The sequence below is a fragment of the Streptomyces sp. NPDC050145 genome (assembly GCF_044460245.1).
GTDB lineage: Bacteria > Actinomycetota > Actinomycetes > Streptomycetales > Streptomycetaceae > Streptomyces.
In genome coordinates this window covers 91665-113640 of sequence record NZ_JBITJS010000019.1, presented here as the reverse complement: position 1 = coordinate 113640, position 21976 = coordinate 91665, and the positions used below count along the sequence as shown (strand labels likewise).

The 21976-nt window shown below is 72.9% G+C and carries 19 protein-coding genes; 14 read left to right on the top strand and 5 right to left on the bottom strand.

The window, feature by feature from the left end; genetic code table 11:
* Positions 1–14: 14 nt before the first annotated feature.
* On the bottom strand, positions 15–2408 hold the full coding sequence (treY, locus tag ACIBTU_RS32030; RefSeq protein WP_399130158.1) for a malto-oligosyltrehalose synthase: 2394 nt from the start codon (positions 2406–2408) through the stop codon (positions 15–17).
* An 81-nt stretch (positions 2409–2489) separates the two neighbouring features.
* Between treY and ACIBTU_RS32025 the strand changes: the two genes are divergently transcribed.
* The 5 genes from ACIBTU_RS32025 (at position 2490) to ACIBTU_RS32005 (ending at position 8237) form a co-directional block, all read left to right on the top strand.
* Positions 2490–3800, top strand: coding sequence for an MFS transporter (locus ACIBTU_RS32025; RefSeq protein WP_399130157.1), 1311 nt, complete (start codon positions 2490–2492; stop codon positions 3798–3800).
* A gap of 46 nt (positions 3801–3846) precedes the next feature.
* On the top strand, positions 3847–4638 hold the full coding sequence (locus tag ACIBTU_RS32020; RefSeq protein ID WP_399130156.1) for a Tat pathway signal sequence domain protein: 792 nt from the start codon (positions 3847–3849) through the stop codon (positions 4636–4638).
* A 61-nt stretch (positions 4639–4699) separates the two neighbouring features.
* Positions 4700–6037: a copper amine oxidase gene (locus tag ACIBTU_RS32015; RefSeq protein WP_399130155.1), complete on the top strand. Its 1338-nt coding sequence runs from the start codon at positions 4700–4702 to the stop codon at positions 6035–6037.
* A gap of 114 nt (positions 6038–6151) precedes the next feature.
* Positions 6152–7420 carry an SAV2148 family HEPN domain-containing protein gene (locus tag ACIBTU_RS32010; protein WP_399130154.1) on the top strand — a complete coding sequence of 423 codons (1269 nt, stop codon included), beginning with the start codon at positions 6152–6154 and terminating at the stop codon, positions 7418–7420.
* 91 nt (positions 7421–7511) lie between these two features.
* On the top strand, positions 7512–8237 hold the full coding sequence (locus ACIBTU_RS32005; RefSeq protein WP_399130153.1) for a 3'-5' exonuclease: 726 nt from the start codon (positions 7512–7514) through the stop codon (positions 8235–8237).
* A gap of 9 nt (positions 8238–8246) precedes the next feature.
* Here ACIBTU_RS32005 and ACIBTU_RS32000 read toward each other — a convergent pair whose 3' ends face one another.
* Entirely contained in the window at positions 8247–9128 is an 882-nt protein-coding gene (locus tag ACIBTU_RS32000; protein ID WP_399130216.1) for a phosphotransferase enzyme family protein, read from the bottom strand.
* A 187-nt stretch (positions 9129–9315) separates the two neighbouring features.
* On the opposite strand from ACIBTU_RS32000, the gene ACIBTU_RS31995 reads away from it, so the two are divergent.
* The 6 genes from ACIBTU_RS31995 to ACIBTU_RS31970 all read left to right on the top strand — a co-directional run bounded on the left by ACIBTU_RS31995 (position 9316) and on the right by ACIBTU_RS31970 (position 15984).
* Positions 9316–10257: a carbohydrate ABC transporter permease gene (locus tag ACIBTU_RS31995; protein ID WP_399130152.1), complete on the top strand. Its 942-nt coding sequence runs from the start codon at positions 9316–9318 to the stop codon at positions 10255–10257.
* Entirely contained in the window at positions 10257–11087 is an 831-nt protein-coding gene (locus tag ACIBTU_RS31990) for a carbohydrate ABC transporter permease (protein WP_399130151.1), read from the top strand. Before ACIBTU_RS31995 ends, ACIBTU_RS31990 begins: the two co-directional genes overlap by 1 nt.
* Positions 11087–12397, top strand: a complete 1311-nt coding sequence (locus ACIBTU_RS31985; RefSeq protein WP_399130150.1) for an ABC transporter substrate-binding protein — start codon at positions 11087–11089, stop codon at positions 12395–12397. The genes ACIBTU_RS31990 and ACIBTU_RS31985 overlap by 1 nt, the downstream gene beginning before the upstream one ends.
* Positions 12398–12603: 206 nt before the next feature.
* Entirely contained in the window at positions 12604–13728 is a 1125-nt protein-coding gene (locus ACIBTU_RS31980) for a CDP-alcohol phosphatidyltransferase family protein (protein ID WP_399130149.1), read from the top strand.
* 374 nt (positions 13729–14102) lie between these two features.
* Positions 14103–15311, top strand: coding sequence for a S8 family peptidase (locus ACIBTU_RS31975; protein ID WP_399130148.1), 1209 nt, complete (start codon positions 14103–14105; stop codon positions 15309–15311).
* Between the two features lie 97 nt (positions 15312–15408).
* Entirely contained in the window at positions 15409–15984 is a 576-nt protein-coding gene (locus ACIBTU_RS31970; protein ID WP_399130147.1) for a DUF1697 domain-containing protein, read from the top strand.
* A 16-nt stretch (positions 15985–16000) separates the two neighbouring features.
* Here the strand turns inward: ACIBTU_RS31970 and ACIBTU_RS31965 are convergent, their stop codons facing one another.
* The gene (locus ACIBTU_RS31965) at positions 16001–16909 is read right to left on the bottom strand and encodes an aldo/keto reductase (protein ID WP_399130146.1); all 909 of its coding nucleotides are present in this window, start codon (positions 16907–16909) and stop codon (positions 16001–16003) included.
* Positions 16910–16971: 62 nt separating this feature from the next.
* Between ACIBTU_RS31965 and ACIBTU_RS31960 the strand changes: the two genes are divergently transcribed.
* Entirely contained in the window at positions 16972–17982 is a 1011-nt protein-coding gene (locus ACIBTU_RS31960) for a ketopantoate reductase family protein (RefSeq protein WP_399130145.1), read from the top strand.
* 55 nt (positions 17983–18037) lie between these two features.
* A complete protein-coding gene (locus ACIBTU_RS31955) occupies positions 18038–18619 on the top strand; it encodes a TIGR03086 family metal-binding protein (protein ID WP_399130144.1) in 582 nt (193 codons plus the stop codon).
* 2 nt (positions 18620–18621) lie between these two features.
* Here the strand turns inward: ACIBTU_RS31955 and ACIBTU_RS31950 are convergent, their stop codons facing one another.
* Complete coding sequence (locus ACIBTU_RS31950; protein ID WP_399130142.1) at positions 18622–19899, bottom strand: MFS transporter; 1278 nt, start codon at positions 19897–19899, stop codon at positions 18622–18624.
* 80 nt (positions 19900–19979) lie between these two features.
* Between ACIBTU_RS31950 and ACIBTU_RS31945 the strand changes: the two genes are divergently transcribed.
* Positions 19980–20969 (top strand): helix-turn-helix domain-containing protein, encoded by a 990-nt coding sequence (locus ACIBTU_RS31945; protein WP_399130141.1) that lies wholly within the window; start codon positions 19980–19982, stop codon positions 20967–20969.
* Between the two features lie 6 nt (positions 20970–20975).
* On the opposite strand, the gene ACIBTU_RS31940 is transcribed toward ACIBTU_RS31945, so the two are convergent.
* Entirely contained in the window at positions 20976–21959 is a 984-nt protein-coding gene (locus ACIBTU_RS31940) for a tetratricopeptide repeat protein (RefSeq protein WP_399130140.1), read from the bottom strand.
* Between the last annotated feature and the right edge of the window lie 17 nt (positions 21960–21976).

The following is a 21976-nucleotide window of genomic DNA, read 5'->3' as shown; positions in this document are numbered from 1 at the left end:
ACCCGTCACACCCGTCACACCCGGACCAGCAGCGCCACCGGCCGGTCCGCGAACAGCTCCGCCACGCGCGCGTGCCCCGAGAACCTCCGCTCCGCGCCCAGGAGTTCGGCCCAGGTGCCCTCCGGAAGCGGAAGGGCGGTGTCGCGCCAGCCGCCCGCGTCCGCGAGCCGCAGGGACAGGCGCGTCGCCGCCACGGCCACCCGGCCCGCCCGCGTGAAGCCCACACAGTGCTCCGCGCCCGGGCCGCGCGCCGTCAGCGGTTCGTACGTGCCCTTGCCCCCGAACCACTCCGGGTGGTCCCGGCGCAGCGCGAGGACGGTCCGGGTGAGCGACTCCTTCTCCGCCGAGAGCCCGTCCGCCTCCGCCGAGAGCCCGTCCGCGTCCGCCCCGCCCGGCTCCCCGAACGTGGCCGGGGCCCGGTTGTCCGGGTCGACCAGGGCCCGGTACTCCCGCTCGGTGCCCTGGTACAGGTCGGGGACGCCCGGCATCGTCAGGTGGACGAGGGCCGCGCCCAGCACGTTCGCCCGTACGTGGGGGCGCAGTTCCGCCATGAGGCGCAGCACGGCCTCGCCCGGCGGCCCGCACGGGCCCGCCGCGACGAAGGCCCGCAGCGCCTCCTCGTAGTCCGCGTCCTGCTCCGTCCACGTCGTGTCCAGACCCGCCTCGCGCGCGTGCTTGAGCATCGCCTCCTGCACGCGCTCCGGGTCGGCGGGGCCGAGCCCCGCCACGGTCTGCCAGGCGGCCCACGCCGCCCCGGGCCCGGGGCGCTCCGGGTCGTCGTGCGCGGTCCGCGCCGTGACCTCGTCGAGCAGGGCCGCCCACCGGTCGGGGCACTGCGAGAGCACCGACACGGCGGCCCGCACGTCGGCGCTGCGCTTCGTGTCGTGCGTCGACAGCACCGTCGACGCGTCCGGCCAGTCCCGCAGCATGCGCGTGCAGTACGCGTGGAAGCGGTCCGCGGTCACCGCCGGGGCGGCCGGCTCCCCGCCCACCTCCAGGGCCGAGAGCAGCGGCGTGTACCGGTAGAACGCCGAGTCCTCCACCGACTTCGCCCGCAGCGCCGCCGCCGTCTGCGCGAACCGGTCGCGGAACGCGGTGTGCGCCGGGTCCCGCCCGTGCCGCCCCAGCGCCAACTCCCGTACCGTGTCGACCGCTCGGGCCTCCTCCGGCACCGTGAACACCTCCTTGGCCGCCGTCGCGTCCGCCGGGGTCAGCACCGTCTCGGGGGCGTCGCCCCCGGACGCGTAGGGCCGGTAGACGGGGACGCGGAGGAGGAGTTCGCGCACCGCCGTGCGCAGCGCCCACACGGCGTGGTCGCGCAGCGCGGGGTCCGCCGCGCACAGGGCGGCCGCCTCGCGCACCAGCCGCTCCACCTCGGCGGCCAGCTCGTACGTGACCACGTGCCGCGCCGCCCGCCGCACCGTGGGTGTCCAGTGCCCGCCCAGGTCGTCCCGCGCGCCCGTGAAGCGCCGGAAGTGGCCTTCGAGCGACTGAGCGCCCTCCGGGTCCGTGAACAGGCCGTCGATCCGCCGCAGCGCGTCGTAGCCCGTCGTGCCGGCCACCGGCCACGCCGCGGGCAGCTCCTCGCCGTCCGCGAGGATCTTCTCCACGACCGTCCAGTGGCCGGCCGTCGCCTCGGACAGGCGGCGCAGATAGCCGCCCGGATCGGCGAGCCCGTCCGGATGGTCCACCCGGAGCCCGTCCACGACCCCCTCCACCATCAGGCGCAGCACCGTCACGTGGGTCGCCGCGAACACCTCCGGGTCCTCCACGCGCACCGCGATCAGGTCCGAGATGGTGAAGAACCGCCGGTAGTTGAGCTCCGCGCGGGCCAGCCGCCACCAGGCGAGCCGGTACCACTGCGCCTCCAGGAGGCGCGGCAGCGGCAGCCCGCGCGTGCCTTCGCGCAGCGGGAACACGTGCTCGTGGTAGCGCAGCACATCCCCGTCCACCCACAAGTGCGCCATCGCGTCCCGCAGCGGTGTCCCGAGCACCGGCAGCATGATCCGGCCGTCCTGCGCCGCCCAGTCGACGTCGAACCAGCGCGCGTACGGGGACGCGGGCCCCTCCCGGAGCACCTCCATGAGCGGCCGGTTGTGCCGCACGGACGCCGCCATGTGGTTCGGCACGATGTCCACCACCAGGCCGAGCCCGTGCTCGTGCGCCCGTGCGGCCAGCGCCCGCAGCCCCTCCTCACCGCCCAGCTCCGCCCGCACCCGCCCGTGGTCCACCACGTCGTAGCCGTGCGTCGAGCCGGGCACCGCCTCCAGGACCGGCGACAGGTGCAGATGCGAGACCCCGAGCCCCGCCAGCCACGGCACCGCCCGCGCCGCGGCCGAGAACCCGAAGGCGGGCTGCAGCTGGAGGCGGTACGTGGCGGTCGGGACCTTGGCGCGCTGAGGGGTCATGCGAAGCTACGTACCCGCGCGGGCGGCTTTCGTGTCATTCCCCCATGCGTGCGGGCGAACGGCGGTCGTTAACGTCGGACGATGACCGGCACCCGCACCCAGACGCCCGGCACCGGCATCCGCACCGAGCGCACCCTCGACACGTACCGGCAGGTGCTCGCCGCCACCGGCCGGCTGCTGCCGCTCGTGTCCTTCCTCGGCCGGCTGCCGGTCGCGGTGATCCAGTTCGGCAGCGTCCTCCTGGTGACCCGCACCAGCGGCTCGCTGGCCACCGGCGGCACCGTCGCCTGCGCCCTCGCGCTCGGGCAGGTCGCCCTCGGCCCGTTCGTCGGCCGGCTCGCCGACCGCCGCGGCCAGCGACCCGTCGTCCTCGTCGCCTCCCTGCTCAACGCCCTCGCGATCGCCGGCTACACCCTGGGCGCGCTCCAGCACCTCGCCACACCGCTCCTCGGCGCCCTCGCCGTCCTCGCGGGCGCCACCGTCCCCGGCATCGGACCGCTCGCCCGCGCGCGCGGTGTCGCGCTCGTACGCCGCGCGGGCGGCGGGGAACGGACGGTGGACGCCGTGCTCTCCCTGGAGTCGACAGCGGACGAGCTGTCGTTCGTCCTCGGCCCCGCCCTCATCGGTGTCGCCTCCGTCGTAGCCCACCCCGCCTACGCGTTCGGCGCCGCCGCCCTGCTGGTCGCGGTCTGCGGCACCTGGTTCGCCCTGCACCCGACCGCGACCGCCGTCCCCCGCGCCGACCGCCCCGCCGGATCCGCACGCGCGCGTGCCGCGCGTCCCCGGATGCCGCGTCAGGTGCACCTCGTACGGCTCGGACTCGTCCTGCTCGGCGTCCTGCTCGGCGGCCTCGGCGCCGGGATCACCGCGCTCACCCAGGAACTCGGGCACGAGGACCAGGCCGGACTCGTCTACGCCGCCATGGGCGTCATGAGCGCCGTCGTCGGCCTGTCCATGGCCGCCGTGCCCGCGCGCCTCACCCTGCCGCTGCGCTGGCGCGTCGCCACGGCGGGCGCTGCCCTCCTGTCGCTCCCGCTGATCGCGACGCACACCCTGCCGCTCCTCTACGTCTTCGTGACCCTGTTCGGCGCCCTGTTCGCCCCGAACCTCATCACCGCGTTCGGGCTCACCGAGCGGGCCGTGCCGCGCGCCCGGCTCGCCGAGGGCATGACGGTCGCCGCGAGCGCCTTCGTCGGCGGCCAGGCCGTCACGCTCGCCGTCGCCGGACGCCTCGCCCAGGCGTACGGCCCCGCCGCCGCGTTCACCGTGGGCAGCCTCGCCGCCGCCCTCGCCTTCTTCGTCGCCCTGCGGGTACGGACGTTGCCGCCCGATCTCACCGAAATCGACGGAACCACACCGGAGTTGGACCCCTCTTACCGGTCGACCACGTGAGGCCGGGCCCGCCCGAGGCGGCCCGGCGGGGAAGCAGGGGGAAGATGTGCGCGCGCTAGCAAGACGCCATCTGGGCAAGCTGGTGACAGGGGTGGCCCTCGCGGTCGCCGGAGCCGCCGTGGCGGTGGGCGTCAGCCTGCCCGACGACGCCGGAGCCGCGGGGGACGCGGCCAAGGCGGCAGCGGCTCAGCGGGACGCGGTGGCCCCGGAGGGCACCGTAGAGGCCGCACCGCAGGAGGGGGAGAAGGGCGTCGGACGCGATCCGCTCACCGACGCCGAGATCGACCGCGCCGAGCAGCTCGCGGTGGCGGGCGGCAATCTGCGCAGGAACGCCCTGGACGTCGAGGGCGACCGGGGCCCGGAGCACCTGTCGACGAACCTGACGGAGACCGACCCGCGCCTGAGCGGCGCGGCCGCGGCCCAGCGCCGCGCGGACGTCGTCTACTACGACTACAAGAGCGACGCGGTCGTCACGAAGACCGTCAACCTGGACACCGGCAAGGTCGAGGACACCAGCACGGACCACGGAGTGCAGCCGCCTCCCGGCAAGGACGAACTGACGGAGGCCGCCCAGCTGCTGATCGGCGACCGCCTCGGCGCCGACCTGCGGGCCGACTACAAGGACGCCACCGGCAAGAAGCTCACCGAGCCGGGTCAGCTGGAGCTCAGCGGCATGGTCTTCCGCAAGGGCACGGTCGCGAACGTGCCGGCGGACCTCGCCGCGTGCGGCACGCACCGCTGCCTGCGCGTCATCACCAAGGTCAGGAGCGGCCCGTGGATCGACACGCGCGCCCTCGTCGTCGACCTCAGCGACCGCACGGTCGGCCGTCTCCGCTGAGCCGGGCCGCACGGCCCTCCTGACCTCCGACATCTTCTCCTGCACGAGGGAGCACTTCCGCATGCCCGAGACACCCACCAGGACATCCACCGGCCGTGGGCCCCGCAGACGCCGCGCGTCCGCCCTGTCCGGCCTCGCCGTCACCGCCCTGCTCGGCACCGCGCTCGCCACGAGCCCCGCCGCCCAGGCCGCCCCCGCCGCCCCGCAGCGGGCCGCCGCCGCGCCCGCCTGCTCGGCCGCGTACCGCATCGAGCAGACCCTCGACGGCGGCACCACCTGGCGCATGTGCTGGCACTACAACACGCTGGCGGGGCTCGTCCTCGACGACGTCAGCTACCAGCCCAAGGGCGAGGCCACGCCGATCAAGGTCCTCACCAGCGCCCGCCTCGCCCAGGTCCACGTCCCCTACGACGACGGCCAGGCCGAGTACGACGACATCACCGGCACCGACTTCGGCGTGGCCCTGCAGAACCTGCGGCCCGCCGAGTGCCCCGGCGGCACCATCAAGACCGTCAAGGTCCCCGACAACGGCGACGTGAAGGGCCTGTGCGCCACCACGCGTGCGCGCGGGCACGCGTACCGGCTCAGCGACGACGGATCGACCGGCGGCAGCGGGAAGCTCTACAGCGCCCAGGGCAAGGACCTGCTCGTCTACACGGTCAACAAGGCGTCCTGGTACGAGTACATCACCGAGTGGCGCTTCTCCTCCGACGGCACCATCACCTCCAACGTCGGCGCGACCGGCGCCCTCTCCCCGTACGACTACGACGGCACCGACGGCAAGGGGTGGCCCATCGGCAAGGGCGCGACCGCCTACGCGGAGAGCCACAGCCACAACGTGTTCTGGCGGCTCAACTTCGGCCTGGACGGCTCGCCCAAGGCCAAGGTCGAGCAGTACGACTCCAAGGTGACCCCGCCGCGCGGCCCCGGCTCGCCCACCACGAAGACGACCCGCACCCCCGTCACCAAGGAACTCGCCGGTGACGTCAAGGACATGCGCTGGTGGCGCGTGGTCTCCAAGGCCGGCAAGAACAAGGACGGGCACCCCCGCTCCTACGAGTTCGTCCCCGGCCGCTCCAACAAGTACCCGGGGCGCTCCTTCACCCGGCACGACGTGTACTTCACCGAGTACAACAAGTGCGAGCAGTACGCGAGCGACAACCTCTCGGACCACTGCGGCGGGAAGAGCGTCGACAAGTGGGTCGGCGGCCAGACGCTGACGCACCCGGTCACCTGGGTCAACATAGGGTTCCACCACATCGCCCGGGACGAGGACCAGCAGCCCATGCCGGTCCACTGGCAGGGGTTCTCGCTGGCCCCCAGGGACGTGACCGCTATGAATCCGCTCACGCCCGCCGACCTGGCGGACCGGAACGGGGTTCCCCGAAACGGCAGTTGAGAAACTGACGCCCGCATCGGGCTGCACCGCCGCCCGCTCCCGGAGTACCCTTCCTTGATCGTTGCCGAGGGGAAGGCGCGAAACGGCTCGGGGGCGGAAGGCGGTGCGGAGCGGGTGAGCTCGGGAGGGCTGGAGCTGCCCCCAGGCGACGAGGGTCACGAGGGCCAGGACGGCCAGGGGGCGGCCTCCGCGGACATCCCGCCCGGAGCGGTGTCGCTGGCCCGGCCCCTGGACATGGGCTCGCAGATCGGACCCGAACTGGACTGGGGCACCGAGGCCTGGCGCGAGGTGCGCACACGCGCGCAGCGCGCCGGCCGCGCCTACATCTGGCTGAACCTGGTGGAGCAGCGGCTGCGTGCCGTCGTCGCCGCCGTCCTGCGGCCCGTCTACGAGCCCGTGCACGGCGACGACTGGGTGGTCGCCGCCGCCGGTCCCGCCGGGCAGGAGTGGGTGCAGCGAGCCGTCGCCGTGCGCGAGGTCAGCCGCCGCAAGGGCTACCTCCTCGACCCGGCGGACGACAACGTCCTGTCGTTCCTGACCCTTCCGCAGCTGCGGGAGCTGATGGTCCAGCACTGGCCGTGCTTCGAGCCGTACTTCGATGACCGGCGCGACGTGGAGCTCGCCCTCGACGAGCTGGAGGTCACGCGCAATGTGGTCTCCCGCAACCGCGCCCTGTCCGAGGCCGTCCTCGCCCAGGCCGAGCGCGCCTCCGCACGCCTGCTGGAGATACTCGGCGCCGGGTCGGACGTGCCGTCCGCCCGCAGACTCCCCGTCGACGCCGTCGAGGACCTCGTCGGGGACCGGTACGCGGACGTGGTCGCCGTCCACTCGGACCGGGTGCGGCTGCTGCGCCAGTTCCCCGCCGAGGACCTGTTCGGCGGCGCCCGCCGCCTCGACGCCATCGGCATAGGGCTCAACCTGCTGGTGCAGAACTTCTCCGGCCGCCGCCTGATCCGGCTCGCCGAGTCCGGCTGCCGCGTCCGTCTGCTCTTCCTCAACCCGGCCTCCAGCGCGGTCAAACGCCGCGAAAGGGAACTGGGACTCAAAAGGGGCGAGTTGAGCCGCGCCGTCGAGATGAACATCCTGCACATGCGGCGGGTGCGGGCCCGGCTGCGCGACCCCGGGGCCTTCGAGATCCAGGTCTTCGACGAGACCCCGCGCTTCACCGCGTACCTCGTCGACGGGGACGGCTCGGACGGGGTCGCCGTCGTGCAGACCTATCTGCGGCGCGCCCGCGGCATGGAAGCGCCGGTGCTCGTCCTGCGCGGCGGGGGCCGCGTGCTCCGCTCGGGCCGTTCCCCCGACACGGGGGAGAACGGACTCTTCGTGACATACCGCGATGAATTCGAGCAGGCCTGGGCGGACGCGCGACCGGTCTCGTAGACCCCGCGGGATCGGGGTGCCGGACCGATTGTCAGTGGCCCGTGCGAAGGTGGTGGCCACTGGGGGAACGCACCACGAGAAGGGGGCTGCCATGGGCTGGCACCGGGAGCTGCTGATCGGCTTCGACCTGGAGACGACGGGGACGGATCCGCGCGAGGCGCGCATCGTCACCGGCGCGGTCATCGAGGTCAGGGACGGCGCGGTGCTCGGGCACCGCCAGTGGCTCGCGGACCCGGGCGTCCCCATCCCCGCCGACGCGGTCGCCGTGCACGGCATCAGCGACGAGCGGGCGCGGGCCGAGGGCGAGCCGGCGGACCGGGTCGCCGACGCGATCGCCGAGGTCCTCGTCGGGTACTGGCGCACCGGCGTCCCGGTGGTGGCGTACAACGCGACGTTCGACCTGACGCTGCTCTCCGCCGAGCTGGCCCGGTACGGGCTGCCCTCGCTGCGCGAGCGGCTGGGCTTCGACCCCGCCCCGGTCGTCGACCCGTACACGATCGACCGCAGCGTGGACCGCTACCGCAGGGGCAAGCGGAACCTGGAGGCGGTCTGCACGGAGTACGGCGTCACGCTCGACACCGCGCACGACGCCTCGGCCGACGCCCTGGCCGCGGCCCGGCTGGCCCGCGCGATAGGCGAACGCCACGCGAAGGTCGCCGCCCTCGGCCCCGCCGAACTGCACCGCCGTCAGGTGGACTGGTACGCGCAGTGGGCCACGGACTTCCAGGCCTTCCTGAGAAGCAAGGGCGACGAGACGGCGACGGTGGACCCGGTGTGGCCGATACGCGAGCTCGCCGCGGATCCCAGCGTGGCCTGAGCACCGGAGCTAGAACGGGTACCAGCGAACGGCCGGGTCTCCGTTCCGCAAGGACGCCACCCGCCGACGGAACTCGGCCAGGGCCTTCGGGTTGCTCGGCGCATGCTGCGCGACCCACGCACAGGACGCGGTCTCCCGGGCGCCCCGCAGCACAGAACACCCCTCCCACTCCCGCACATCCCACCCGTACGCCCCGACGAACGCGTCATAGGCCGCCGCAGGCACCCCGTACCGGTCGCGGGACAGCGCCATCACCACGAGATCGTGCTCGCGCAGGTCCGAGGAGAAGGTCTCCAGGTCGACGAGCACCGGCCCGTCGGGACCGATGTGCACATTGCGGGGCAGGGCGTCCCCGTGGATCGGCCCGGGGGTGAGGTGCGGGGTGAGCGAGGCTGCTGCGGAGGCGAACCCGTCCCGCCGCTCCCGCAGATACTCCGCGTCCGCCGGATCGACCGCGTCCCCGGCAAGCCGCAGCCACCGCTCGACCCCGCCCAGCAACTCCCGCCGCGGCAGGGCGATGCCGACCGGCTCGGGCAGCGCGTGCACCGACCTCAGCAGCTCGGCCAGATCGCGCGGTTCGGCGGGCCGCACCGCGTCGGGGATCCGGTGCCACACGGTCACCGGGTGCCCGTCGACCACGAGCACGTCGTCCTTCGCGGCGCGCACCGCGGGCACCCCGTACTCGGCCAGATACCCGGCGATCGCCACCTCGCGGCGCGCCCGGTCGAGCAGTTCGGCCCCGCCCGTGCCGCTGTCCCGGCCCACCTTGACGACGAGGTCCCCGGCGGCGAACACCGCGTTCTCCCCGAGGGCGAGCAGCCGGGCGCCGGACACCGGTCCGTCCACCACACCCGCGCGCGCCAGCACGTCCCGTGCCCGTGCCTCGTCCATCATGAGCCTCCTGCGCTTCCTGCCTGAGATACCAGCTCAGTCTCGCACTCGTCCGAATGTCTTGACGTCACAGGACGCTGTCACGACCATGACAGAGCCATGGAGGGTCATGGCAGGGGCCGCCGGGGCGGCCGGAAGCCGCACGTGCCGTCCGAACCGCCCGAACCGGCCCGAAGGAGTCGCACCGGTGACCACGGCGACCACAGTGAAGCGACCCACCACGGACCGCCCGGCCCGCGCACCACGCGGCGCCGGACCCCCGCAGGACCGGGGCGCCTGGTTCCTGGTGCTGCCCGCGCTGCTGCCCATCCTCGTCCTGAGCGTCGGCCCCCTCCTGTACGGGATCGGCCTCTCGCTCACCGACGCCCAGTCGGGCCGCACCGAGCCCACCCAGTGGGTCGGCGCCCTCAACTTCCGCGACCTGCTGCACGACACCCTGTTCTGGGACTCGTTCCGCATCGGCCTGCTCTGGGCCCTCGGCGTGACCGTGCCGCAGTTCCTGCTCGCGCTCGGCCTGGCCCTGCTGCTCAACCAGAACCTCCGCTTCCGCTGGCTGGCGCGGGCCCTCGCGATCGTCCCCTGGGCGATGCCGGAGGTCGTCGTCGGCATCATGTGGCGGCTCGTCTACCACCCGGACGCGGGCGTCCTCAACCAGACGCTGGCGGACCTCGGTCTCGGCGACGGCCGGGACTGGCTGACCGGCCTCGCCACCGCGCTGCCCGCCGTCATCGTCGTCGGCATCTGGGCGGGCATGCCGCAGACCACCGTCGCCCTGCTCGCCGGACTGCAGAACACCCCGCGCGAGCTGCACGAGGCCGCCGCCATGGACGGGGCCGGCGCCTGGCGCCGCTTCCGCACGGTGACCTGGCCCGCGATCCGCCCGGTCGCCCTCGCCATCACCGCGCTCAACTTCATCTGGAACTTCAACTCCTTCGCCCTCGTCTACGTCCTGACCAACGGCGGCCCCGGCGGCCGCACCCGACTGCCGATGCTGTTCGCGTACGAAGAGGCCTTCCGCTACGGCCAGTTCGGCTACGCGGCGGCGATGGGCTGCGTCATGGTCGCCGTGATCTCCGTGCTCCTCGCCCTCTATCTCGTGGGCCGGCTGAAGGGAGGCGACGAGCGGTGATGCGGACCTCGAAGCCCGCCCGCGCGGGCCAGTACCTCGCGCTCCTCGCCTATCTGGTCTTCCTCGCCTTCCCGTTCCTGTGGCTGATCTCCACCGCGTTCAAACCGCCGCGCGAACTCGCGAGCCTGCACCCCACCTGGATCCCGAAGGACCCCACCCTCGACAACTTCCGGCAGGCCTTCGACGAGCAGCCGCTGCTGCGCGCCGCCGGGAACTCGCTGCTCGTCGCCGTGTCCGCCGCCCTGATCGCCATCGTCATCGCGACCCCGATGGCCTACGTGATGGCCCGCCGCCGCTCGTTCCTGTCGCGGGCGGCGACCGGCTGGGTCGTGGTCAGCCAGGCTTTCCCCTTCGTCCTGGTGATCATCCCGCTGTTCCTGATCCTCAAGAACCTGCACCTGATCAACGCCCTGCCCGGCCTGATCATGGTCTACGTGGTGTGGGCGCTGCCCTTCGCGCTCTGGATGCTCGTCGGCTACGTACGGGCCGTGCCGCGCGAGATGGAGGAGGCGGCGGCCGTCGACGGCGCCGGCCGACTGCGGATCCTCGTCTCCGTGACGGCGCCGCTCCTGATGCCCGGCATCGTCGCGACCGGCCTGTTCGCATTCGTGACCGCCTGGAACGAGTTCTTCTTCGCGCTGGTCCTGATGAAGTCGCCCGAGAGGCAGACCCTGCCGGTGATCCTCACCCACTTCCTGGGCGCCGAGGGCGTCGCCGACCTCGGGCCGCTCGCCGCCGCCGCGTTCCTGGCGACCCTGCCGTCGCTGCTGATCTTCTCGGTGATCCAGCGGCGGATCACCGGTGGCCTGCTGGCCGGGGCGGTGAAGTGATGCCCCGTCGTGTCACCGGGCTCCGGACGACCCTGACCGCGCTCGCCGCGTCCCTGACCCTGCTCCTCGCCGGCTGCACCGGCGACTCCGGCGACGGGGCGGACGGCGGCGGCCGGATCACCCTCGAGTTCCAGTCGCTCGCCTGGCAGAAGGAGTCCGTCGACGCCAACAAGCAGCTCGTCGCGGAGTGGAACGAGCTCCACCCCGACATCCGCGTGAAGTACGTCCAGGGCAGCTGGGACAGCGTCCACGACCAGCTCCTCACCTCCTTCGAGGGCGGCGAGGCGCCCGACATCATCCACGACGCCTCCGACGACCTCGCCGACTTCGCGTACGGCGGCTACCTCGCCGACCTGCGCCCGTACCTCCCCGCCCGCCTCAAGTCCGACATCCCGCAGCGCAGTTGGGAGACGGCGACCTTCGGCGACGGCGTGTACGGCGTGCCGTTCCTCCAGGAGCCGCGGGTCCTCGTCGCGAACGCGAAGCTGCTGAAGGCGTCCGGGGTGCGGGTGCCGACGCCCGCGCACCCGTGGACGTGGGACGAGTTCCGCGCGGTCACCCGCGAGCTCGGCGGCAAGGGCCGCTACGGGGTGGCCTGGCCGCTCAAGGAACCCGTGTCGGCGACCCTCAACCTGTCCCTCTCGGCGGGCGGCCGGCTGTTCCACCGCGGGGCCGACGGCAAGGTCACTCTCCGCTTCGGGGCCGCCGACGCCGTCGTGCCGCAGACCGTTCACGACCAGGTGAACAGCGACGGCAGCGCCTCCGGCACGACCCTGGGCATGGGGGGATCCGACACCCTGCCCGGCTTCTTCGCCGGGAAGTACGCGATGGTCCCGCTCGGCTTCTCCTACCGTCAGCAGATCGCGCAGCAGGCACCGAAGGGCTTCGACTGGCAGGTGCTGCCCGCACCGGCCGGGGCCGACGGGCTCGCCCAGGGCGTCAGTCCGCAGACCCTGTCGGTCGCCGAGGACAGCCCGCACAAGAAGGAGGCCGCGCGGTTCATCGACTTCCTGCTGCGGCCGGAGAACATGGTGCGGCTCGCGCGCGGCGACTGGATGCTGCCCACCGCCACCGAGGCCCTGAAAGACCCGGCGCTGCGCACCGCGAAGGACGACTGGGCCGTCGGCACGGCCCTCGCCGCGCACCTGGGCCCGGCGCCGGCCCAGTCGGTGCGGGGCTATCCGGAGTGGAAGGACAAGGTGGCCACCCCCGCGCTCCAGGAGTACTACAGCGGGGCGATCGGCCTCGGTGAACTGCGCCGCCGTCTGGTCGAGGACGGGAACCTGGTCCTGGCGCGGTACCAGCGGTAGCCGGCACCGGGGGGAGGCGCGGGACCCGCTCCGGCGGGTAACGCTCGGGTAACGACGGATCGCCTTGCAGCTCTCCTGGATCCGGTTGCCCCGTACGACCGTTACCCCCAGGTAAAGGTTGTGCACCGAGCATCTTGAATCTTGCTGAAACCGCTTCCTAGCGTGAGGTGAACATGTTCTGAACAGAGGGAAAGATGGTCGGCACGATGCCCCGAGACATACCGCCGTTGCACGAGGTACGTCGCGTCACCCAGAAGAAGCGCGACGCCTGGTGGACCGTGCTGCTCGTCGATCCGGTCGCCACGCCGCTCGTGCGGCTGACGGCCCGATGGACGCGCATCACGCCGAACCAGATCACCTGGGGAGCCCTGCTGCTCGGCCTGGTCTCGGCCGCCTGCTTCGCGATGGGGGACTGGCGCTGGCTGATCCTGGGCGCGGTCGTCTACCACCTGAGCTTCATCCTCGACTGCATGGACGGCAAGGTCGCCCGGCTCACCGGCCAGGGCTCCGTCTTCGGCGCCTGGCTCGACTACATCTTCGACCGCATCCGCGTCATGGCCTGCGCCGTGGCGCTCATGGCCGGCCAGTACCACCGCACCGGTGAGCTCATCTACGTGTGGCTCGCGGTGGTCGTCGTCTTCCTCGACGGCCTGCGTTACATCAACTCGCTGGAGATCTTCAAGACCCGGCACACGATGCGCAAGCAGATCAAGTCGCGTATGCGCGCGGCCCGTCGGGCCGAGAACGCGGCGGGCATCGCGTTCATGGAGGACCTGCTGCGGGCCAACCCCGAGGCCGACATCGAGCAGGACCTGCGTACCGCCTCGCAGGACGCCCGCGACGAGGAGGCCGAGGAGGCCGAGGAGGCCCTGGAGTCCGGGGAGTCCGGGGAGGTTCTGGAGCGGCAGGAGACCGCCGCGGCCGGCGAGGCGCAGGACGGCGGCGAGGAGGAGCCCGCCAAGCGGCGCAAGGCCCAGGTCGTGGACCTGCACCAGGAGTTCCGCAGCCGCTTCCCGATCTACCTGCGCTTCCGCTCCTTCCTGCTGCGGCACCGCATCCGCACGCACCTGGTCAGCGGCATCGAGTTCCAGATGGCCGTCTTCATCATCGGCCCGCTCGTCGACCAGGTGATCGGCGCGACCGTCGTCGCGGGCGCCCTGCTGCTCGTCTTCGAACTCGCCATCATCTACAAGCTGCTGCTGTCCACCCGTGACTTCGGCCGCACCCTCGCCTCGTTCGAGGAGTCGGAGCAGCGGCGGGAGAACGGGGAGAACGGGGAGTCCGGGGAGCCCGGGGAGTCCAGGGAGAACGGGCTGTCCGCCGTCGCCTGATCCCTCCCGAAACGTTCCCGGGTTCTTCCCCGGGTTCGCCCCGGTTTTCTTCACAAGTGGGGGCCCGCGTCACCTGACGCGGGCCTCTTTCGTTTGCTGTCAAGTGCTGTCGTCCTGGCACGAATTGCTGCTCTGCTTGGCCGATCTGTCTTGTTTGTTATTACAGAACCTTGTTGAACAAGTCACAGGTGTATGTAGGCCTTGATCTGATCGCGTCAATCGGACAGGGTTTCGTCCCAACCCCGGGACATCTTCCGGAGATTGACCGAGGTTGCACGAATTTGCGCGCCCCCACGCGCGTAGAACCGTGCGCGCACGCTGTCCTGTGCGCAGAACTTCACATCCCCCCACACACCACGAGGAGACCCCTCTTCATGGCAACTCACAAGCGTGGCCGCTCCATCAAGCTGACCGCTGCGATAGCCACCGCTGCCACCGCCGTGGGCGTCACCGTCCTCACGGGCGGATTCGCCGGCGCCGCCGCCCCCGCCGAGGGCAAGGTCTACGGCCTCGACGCCAAGGGCGCCGTCTCCGGCAGCTACATCGTGCTGCTGGACAAGAAGGCCGGCGCCGACGCCAAGAAGGACCTGGCCAAGGAGTACGGCGGCACCCTCAAGCGGAACTACAAGTCCGCCGTCAACGGCTTCTCGGTCAAGGGCCTGTCGGAGACCGAGGCCAAGCGCCTCGCCGCCGACAAGTCGGTCGACAAGGTCGTCCAGAACAAGAAGTTCCACATCGACGCGACCCAGGACAACCCGCCGTCGTGGGGCCTGGACCGCATCGACCAGGCGGACACCGCCGGCGACAGCAAGTACACCTACCCGGACTCCGCCGGCGAGGGCGTCACCGCGTACGTCATCGACACCGGTGTCCGCATCAGCCACAAGGACTTCGGCGGTCGCGCCTCCTACGGCTTCGACGCCGTGGACAACGACGACAGCGCCGACGACGGCAACGGGCACGGCACGCACGTCGCCGGCACCATCGCCGGTGACGCCCACGGCGTCGCCAAGAAGGCGAAGATCGTCGCCGTCCGCGTCCTCGACGACCAGGGCTCCGGCACCACCGAGCAGGTCGTCGCCGGCATCGACTGGGTGACCCAGAACCACCAGGGTCCCTCCGTCGCCAACATGTCGCTCGGCGGCGGCGCGGACGAGGCGCTCGACGCCGCGGTCCAGAAGTCCATCGCGTCCGGTGTCACCTTCGCCGTCGCGGCGGGCAACGAGTCGTCCGACGCCTCGCAGTCCAGCCCCGCCCGCGTCCCGGAGGCCATCACGGTCGCCTCCTCCACCAAGGACGACGAGCAGTCCGACTTCTCCAACTACGGTGAGATCGTGGACATCTACGCCCCCGGCTCGGACATCACGTCCGACTGGAACACGGGTGACGACGCCACGAACACCATCTCGGGCACGTCCATGGCCACCCCGCACGTCGTCGGCGCCGCCGCCGTCTACCTCGCGGGCCACCCGGACGCCGCCCCGGCCGACGTCGCCAAGGCGCTCACCGACGGTGCCACCCCGGACGCGATCAAGAACGCGACCGAGGGCACCCCGAACAAGCTCCTGAAGATCGTCGAGTAACACCCCGGCTGTACCGAACGGCGGCCGTCGTGCTCACCCCCACGGGGCGCGGCGGCCGCTTCGGCCTCATGGGACCCGGCCCGCTTAGGGTGTGCGCATGACGGTGAAGCGATACGCGGCGCTGCTGCGCGGCATCAACGTGGGTGGCAAGGTCAAGGCGAAGAAGGTCCCGATGGCGCGGCTGCGGCCGCTGATCGAGGGCCTGGGCCACACCGACGTGCGGACCTATCTGCAGAGCGGCAACGCGGCCTTCACCGCGCGGGTCCGTGACGACGACGTGCTCGCCCGCGAGATCGAGGCGGCGATCGCGGCCGAGTTCGGCTTCACCGTCGAGGTCGTCGTGCGCGACCACGCCTACCTGACCGCCGTGCGCGACGAATGCCCCTTCCCGGCCGCGGAGTTGGAGGGCAGGCAGCTGCACGTCACGTACTTCTCCGAGCCGGTCACCGCCGAGCGCTTCGCCGCCGTCGACCCGGCCGCCTACGCCCCCGAGGACTTCCGCCTCGGCGACCGCGCCCTCTATCTCTACACGCCCACCGGACTCGGCACCTCGAAGCTGGGCGCCCGCCTCTCCAGTGCCGCGCTCAACCGGGGCCTGATCGCCACCAGCCGCAACTGGAACACCGTGGAGAAGCTCGTGGAGCTCACGGCGCCGGAGTCCACGTCGCCGTAACTCACGTCGCCGTAGCTCACGCCGCCAGAGTGAGCGCGTCCAGCCGGCCCAGCTCGCGCGTCGTCAGCCGGATCGACGCCGCCCCCAGGTTCTCCTCCAGGTGCGCGACCGAGCCCGTGCCCGGCGTCGGGCACAGCACGGGGGAGTGGTGCAGCAGCCAGGCCAGCGCGATCTGTGACGGGGTCGCGCCGTGTGCCCGCGCGATCGCGGCGCACTCCGGCTGGTCGGTGAGGCTGCCGTTGCCCAGGGGGAACCACGGCAGGAACGCGATGCCCCGCGCCTCGCACAGCTTCAGCAGCGGCTCCGACGCCCGGTCCAGGACGTTGTAGCGGTTCTGCACGGACACGATCGGCACGATGTCCAGATCGAGCGCCGCCTGCAACTGCTCGGCCGTCACCGAGTCCAGGCCCACGTGCCGCACCTTGCCCGCGTCCCGCAACTCCCGCAGCGCGCCCAGCTGTTCGGCCATCGGCACCTCGGGGTCGAAGCGGTGCAGCTGGTACAGGTCGATCCGGTCCGTGCGCAGCCGTCGCAGGCTCTCCTCGCACATCGCGCGCAGCCGCTCGGGCCGCCCCTCGACGTGCCAGGCCTCGGCCGACGTACGCACGACGCCGCCCTTCGTGGCGACGACCAGACCCTTCGCGTACGGGTGGAGCGCCGCCGCGACCCGCTCCTCGACGAGCCCCGGACCGTAGTTGTCCGCCGTGTCGACCAGCGTCACACCGAGCTCGACGGCCCGCCGCAGCACGGCCGTCGCCTCCGCGTCGCTGCCGCGCGGCCCCCAGACGCCGGGACCCGCCAGCTGCACCGTCCCGTACCCGAGCCGCCGCACGGGCAGATCACCGCCGAGGAGGAACTCGGGGGCGGGGTGCGGCGCGGGCGCGGTGGGGTGCGTGGAGGCGGTGGGCTGCGTGGAGGCTGACATCCTTCGACCGTATCCGATCGAGGACCACTCGGGATCCCGAATCCCGTGGCAGGCTCGGCCCCATGCGCTACGTGATCATCGGAGCAGGCGCGGTCGGCGGAGCCATCGGCGGGCGCCTCGCCCAGTCCGGACACGACGTCGTCCTCGTCGCCCGCGGCCGCCAGTACGAGGCGCTGCGCGCCCACGGCCTGCGCCTGCGGACCCCCGACGGCGAACACACCCTGCGGCCCCCGGTCGTGGACGGGCCCGAGGCTCTCGGCACCCTGCGCGCCGACGACGTCCTGCTGCTCGCCGTGAAGACCCAGGACAGCGTCGCCGCGCTCGACGCCTGGGCCGGCCGCCCCGTCGACGGCGGGGGCACCGCCGCCGAGCGGCTCCCGCTCGTGTGCGCGCAGAACGGCGTCGCGAGCGAGCGGTTCGCGGCGCGCGCCTTCCGGCACGTGTACGCGATGTGCGTCTGGCTGCCCGCCACCTTCGTCGAACCCGGCATCGTCCGCGCCGACGGCACCCCGCTCACCGGCATCCTCCACCTCGGCGGCTATCCGGCCGGCGCGGACGACAAGGCGCGGGAGATCGCCGCCGATCTGAAGCGCTCCCGCTTCGACGCCCCGGTCGTCGGCGACGTCATGCGCTGGAAGTACGCCAAACTCCTCGCCAACCTCTCCAACGCGATCGAGGCGCTGTGCGGAGAGCGGACCTCCGACGCCACCCAGGCCCTGCACGCGAGGGCACGGGCCGAGGGCGAGGCCGTCCTGGCCGCCGCCGGCATCCCGTACGCCTCCCCGGAGGAGGAACGGGACCGGCGCGGGGACCGGATCCGGCTCGAGCCCTTCGACGGGATCCCGCGCGGCGGCGGCTCCTCCTGGCAGTCGCTGAAACGCGGCACCGGCACGATCGAGGCCGACTGGCTCAACGGCGAGATCGGCCGCCTGGGCAGGGAGCACGGCGTCCCCACGCCCGTCAACGACGTGCTCCGCGAACGGGCCGACGACGCCGCGCGCCAGGGCCGCCCACCGGGCGCGACACCCGTCGCCGAGTTGACCGCGGCCGTCGACGCGCGGGCCGCGCGCTGACACCTGTCGCGTTTCTTCAAGCGGCGGCGCGGTGCCGTTCCGTAGGGTCGGGGACATGGAACTTCGACGCGAGAACGTACAGCCCCACCTGAGCGAGTGTGCCGCCGAGTCCGCCCGCGTCGCGGCCGGTGTCGGGCAGGACAGGCTCGGCGAGCCGTCCGGCTGCGGCGACTGGGACGTGCGGACGCTGGTCAACCACTGGGTGCTCTACGGCTCCCACGGCCTGGAGCACCGCGCCCTGCGCAAGGCGCTCCCCGACGAACTGACCGCACGCGACTTCACCACCGACCCCGAGTGGGCGGCCGCTTTCGCCACCCAGCTCGACCGGGCCGTCGCCGCCTGGGCCGAGCCTGCCGCGTGGGAGGGCGAGATCGACCTCGGCTTCGCCCAGCAGGCCGCACCCGAGGTCGCCGCCCTGCTCCTGCTCGAACTGGCCCTGCACGGCTGGGACGTGGCCCACGCCACCGGCCAGGACTTCAAGGTCTCCGACGCCGCGGGCGCCGTCATCCTCGACGTGGTCACCGCGAACGCCGAGATGTACCGCCAGTACGAGGGCTTCGGCGCCGCCGTCGAACTCCCCGACGGCGCCTCGGACTTCACCCGCGCCCTCGCCCTCAGCGGACGCGACCCGCGCTGACGTCACTCGCCGCGCCAGGCGTCCCGCCGCGCCCGGCGCACCGCGGGGGCCATGCCCAGGCCCGCGCCGACGAACAGCACCGCGAGCACGGCCCAGCCCAGCGGGCCGTGCTCGATCGCGGTGACCGTCACCAGGGCGGGCGCCGCCATCGTCGCCGCGGCCTGACCCGAGTTGAACACGCCTTGGTAGACGCCCTGCGCGCGGGCGTCGGCCAGCCCGTAGCCCACCGTCCAGCCGCCCGCGGCCGACAGCACCTCGGCGAGCACCTGCACCACCGCGCCCACCACGAGCACCCCGAGCGCCGCCATCGGCGACAGGCCCGCCGCGCAGGCGAACGCCGCGCACGACAGCGCCAGCAGCAGCCCGGAGCGCCGCATCGCCCGCACCGCGCCCGGCAGGTCCTCCACGCCCCGGGTGACCCGCACCTGCAACAGCGCCACCAGCACACAGTTGAGGATCATCAGCAGGGCCGCCGTCCAGCGCGGCGCCTCGGTGTGCTGCACGATCCACAGCGGCAGCCCCACCTCCAACAGGCTGTACTGCAGGGCCAGTACAGCGTTCGAGCAGGTCACCGCGAGGTACGGCAGATCGCGTACCGCCCGCCAGCGGCTGCCCACCGGCGTGTCCCGCTCCGCCTTCCGGCCCGCGGTGCCCGGCAGCCGCAGCACCATCAGCGCCGACACCGCGAACGCGACGGCGTCCACCAGGATCAGCACCGTGTACCCGGCCCGGCTGTCCGCCTGGAGCGCCAGCGCGCCGAACGCGCCGCCGACCCCCATGCCCACATTGGTGACCATCCGCAGATGCGCCCGCCCCTCGACCCGCGTCGCGGGCGGCAGCACGTCCGCGTACAGGGCGTTGCGCACCCCCATGCTCGCCTGGCACAGCGCCGCGTAGCCGATCGCCGTCGCCAGGAAGGCGGCGTACGAGCCGACCACCGTGTACGCGACCAGCGTCACCCCGCACCCCACCCACAGCACGGTCAGCACCGGGCGCCGCCCCCAGCGGTCCGAGGCCCGGCCCGCGGGCACCCCGGCCGCGATGCCGAACAGGCCCGCGATCGTCAGGCCCACGCCCACCGAGGTGGCGCCGAGGCCCACGACGCGGGTGAAGTACAGGACGCTGACGGGGAAGAACAGGCCTCGCCCGAAGGCGTTGAGCAGCGTCAGCAACGACAGGCGCAGCAACTGCGGATCGGTCGGCAGGAGCCCGGCGAAGCGGGTGGCGGGTGTCCGCTCGGGAGCGGAGACAGCGGACGGGACCGGCGGTGACGAGGTCATGCCCCCAGCGAACCGGCCCACCCGCCCCGGCGACATTCCTTTAGCCTCTGACTAAACCCTCACCGGGAGGAGGCGACCGGATGATCGAGTTCCGTTTCGTCGTCGGCGATCTGGCCCGCACTTCCTTCGCGTACTCCCCGCTCCAGGAAGCCGTCTACTCGCTGCGCTGCTGGCGCGACTCCGCCCGGTACCCGCACCAGCGCCCCTGGCTGCGCCGGCTCGGCCCCGCCTTCCACCGCCTCGACGACGCCGACCTGCTCGCCGCGCTGATTGCCCCGCGCCTGTGGATCCCGGACTTCCTCACCCCGCGCCCCGACCGCCCGCGCCCCGTCTTCGCCCGCCAGCTCGACGAGCTGCGCACCACCCCACCCGCACTCCTGCGCCCCCAGTTCACCGCCGCGTACGGTGTCGACGCCGACGCCCTCCCTCCGGTCCTGCGCGACGGACTCGCCGACCCGGAGCGGCTCCTCGACCACATCTGCCGTGCCCTGGACGCCTATTGGCACACCTGCCTCGCCCCCGACTGGTGGCCGCGCGTGCACTCGGTGCTCGAGGCCGACCTCGCCCACCGCGGCAAGGTGCTCGCGGAGGAAGGCGCGGGCGGCCTGTTCTCCAGCCTCGACCCGCGGCTCACCTGGGACGGCGAGGTGCTCACCATCAGGAAGAAGGGCGACGGCCACCCGTGGCCCACCGCCGACATCGAGATCGGCGGCCGGGGCCTCGTCGTGATCCCCACGATGTTCGCGCTCGGCGCCCACACGAACATCGACCCCACACTGCCGCCCCTGCTCAGCTACCCGGCACGCGGCCGCGCCACGATCTCCGAGACCCCGCCTCCGGCCACCGACGCCGCCCTCACCCGCCTCCTCGGCGCACCCCGCGCCCGCATCCTGCTCCTCCTCGCCGACCCGGCGTCCACGACCGAACTGGCCCACCGCCTGTCGGTCACCCCCGGCGCGGTGAGCCAGCACCTCTCCGTCCTCTACGACGCGGGCCTCCTCCAGCGCACCCGCAACGGCCGCAGCGTCCGGTACGCGCGCAGCGAGTTGGGGGAGCGGTTGTGCGGCTGAACTCGCTCAGCCGTCCTGGAGTCCGCGGGCGGCAGCCACGAGTTCGGCCGGAAGCCCCGGCCCCGCGCACGCGAAGTCGATCAGCAGGTCCCGGTACGCGGGGTTCGGCAGCAGTGGCGCGGCCTCGACGAGCGCGCTCAGATCGGCCGGATCGCCCGTGTGCCGGGCGCGGTACGCGGCGGCGGCCGCGCGCAGGGCGGGCTCGCCGGGCTCGTGCCGCAACCCCTCACCGGCCAGGCGCGCGGCCTCGGCGAAGTCGCCCTGCTCGGCATGTACATCAGCCAGGTCGAGGTGGAGCGACCAGTTGGCGGGGTCGAGGACGAGGGCCCGCTCGAACGCCGCGACCATCCGCTCGGTGTCTCCCACCTTGCGCCACGTGCCCGCCCTCACGACCTCCGTGAACATCACCCGCTCGACGGCGTCCGCCCGGTCGCACAGCTCCAGGGACGCGTCGGTGAGACCACAGGCCCGCAGCATGATCGCCATCCGGGCGAGCGCCTCCGCCGCGGGACGGTCGGCGACGACGGCGTCGAAGGCCGCGCGCCAGGGCCGCACCCGCTCCCGCATACCCTCGGTGTCCAGGTCGTGGCCGTGGTCCATGGTCCGCATCGCGGCCTCGGCCAGCGCGTCCGCGCTCACCGCGCCCAGGAACCGGTCGTCCCCGAACCAGGGGGCGTCGGCCCACGCGACATCGGGCCGCGCGCCCGTGACCGAGCCCATCGCCAGCGCGGCGGTGTCCATGTCGCCCCGCAGGAAACCGACGTACGACAGCGCGAGGACCGAAGGCAGGGAGTTCCCGCCGTCGACGACCGCGGCGAGATCGGCGGGCCGCTCCCGCCAGAGGTCCGCGAGGACGGCGTAGGACTCGGGGTCCGAGGGCGCGGCGGCGACGGCGGCCGCGAGATGGCGTACGGCTTCGGCGGGGTCGCCCCCGCAGTGGGCCAGCACCCGGGCGAGGCCCACTGAGGCTGAGGCTGACGTGTTCGGCACGCGCCGAGGATAACCGC

Coding starts and splice junctions, on each gene's coding strand:
- treY (WP_399130158.1), bottom strand. CDS start 2,408: ATGACCCCTCAGCGCGCCAAGGTCCCGACCGCCACGTACCGCCTCCAG.
- ACIBTU_RS32025 (WP_399130157.1), top strand. CDS start 2,490: ATGACCGGCACCCGCACCCAGACGCCCGGCACCGGCATCCGCACCGAG.
- ACIBTU_RS32015 (WP_399130155.1), top strand. CDS start 4,700: ATGCCCGAGACACCCACCAGGACATCCACCGGCCGTGGGCCCCGCAGA.
- ACIBTU_RS32005 (WP_399130153.1), top strand. CDS start 7,512: ATGGGCTGGCACCGGGAGCTGCTGATCGGCTTCGACCTGGAGACGACG.
- ACIBTU_RS32000 (WP_399130216.1), bottom strand. CDS start 9,128: ATGGACGAGGCACGGGCACGGGACGTGCTGGCGCGCGCGGGTGTGGTG.
- ACIBTU_RS31990 (WP_399130151.1), top strand. CDS start 10,257: ATGCGGACCTCGAAGCCCGCCCGCGCGGGCCAGTACCTCGCGCTCCTC.
- ACIBTU_RS31985 (WP_399130150.1), top strand. CDS start 11,087: ATGCCCCGTCGTGTCACCGGGCTCCGGACGACCCTGACCGCGCTCGCC.
- ACIBTU_RS31980 (WP_399130149.1), top strand. CDS start 12,604: ATGCCCCGAGACATACCGCCGTTGCACGAGGTACGTCGCGTCACCCAG.
- ACIBTU_RS31975 (WP_399130148.1), top strand. CDS start 14,103: ATGGCAACTCACAAGCGTGGCCGCTCCATCAAGCTGACCGCTGCGATA.
- ACIBTU_RS31970 (WP_399130147.1), top strand. CDS start 15,409: ATGACGGTGAAGCGATACGCGGCGCTGCTGCGCGGCATCAACGTGGGT.
- ACIBTU_RS31965 (WP_399130146.1), bottom strand. CDS start 16,909: ATGTCAGCCTCCACGCAGCCCACCGCCTCCACGCACCCCACCGCGCCC.
- ACIBTU_RS31960 (WP_399130145.1), top strand. CDS start 16,972: ATGCGCTACGTGATCATCGGAGCAGGCGCGGTCGGCGGAGCCATCGGC.
- ACIBTU_RS31955 (WP_399130144.1), top strand. CDS start 18,038: ATGGAACTTCGACGCGAGAACGTACAGCCCCACCTGAGCGAGTGTGCC.
- ACIBTU_RS31950 (WP_399130142.1), bottom strand. CDS start 19,899: ATGACCTCGTCACCGCCGGTCCCGTCCGCTGTCTCCGCTCCCGAGCGG.
- ACIBTU_RS31945 (WP_399130141.1), top strand. CDS start 19,980: ATGATCGAGTTCCGTTTCGTCGTCGGCGATCTGGCCCGCACTTCCTTC.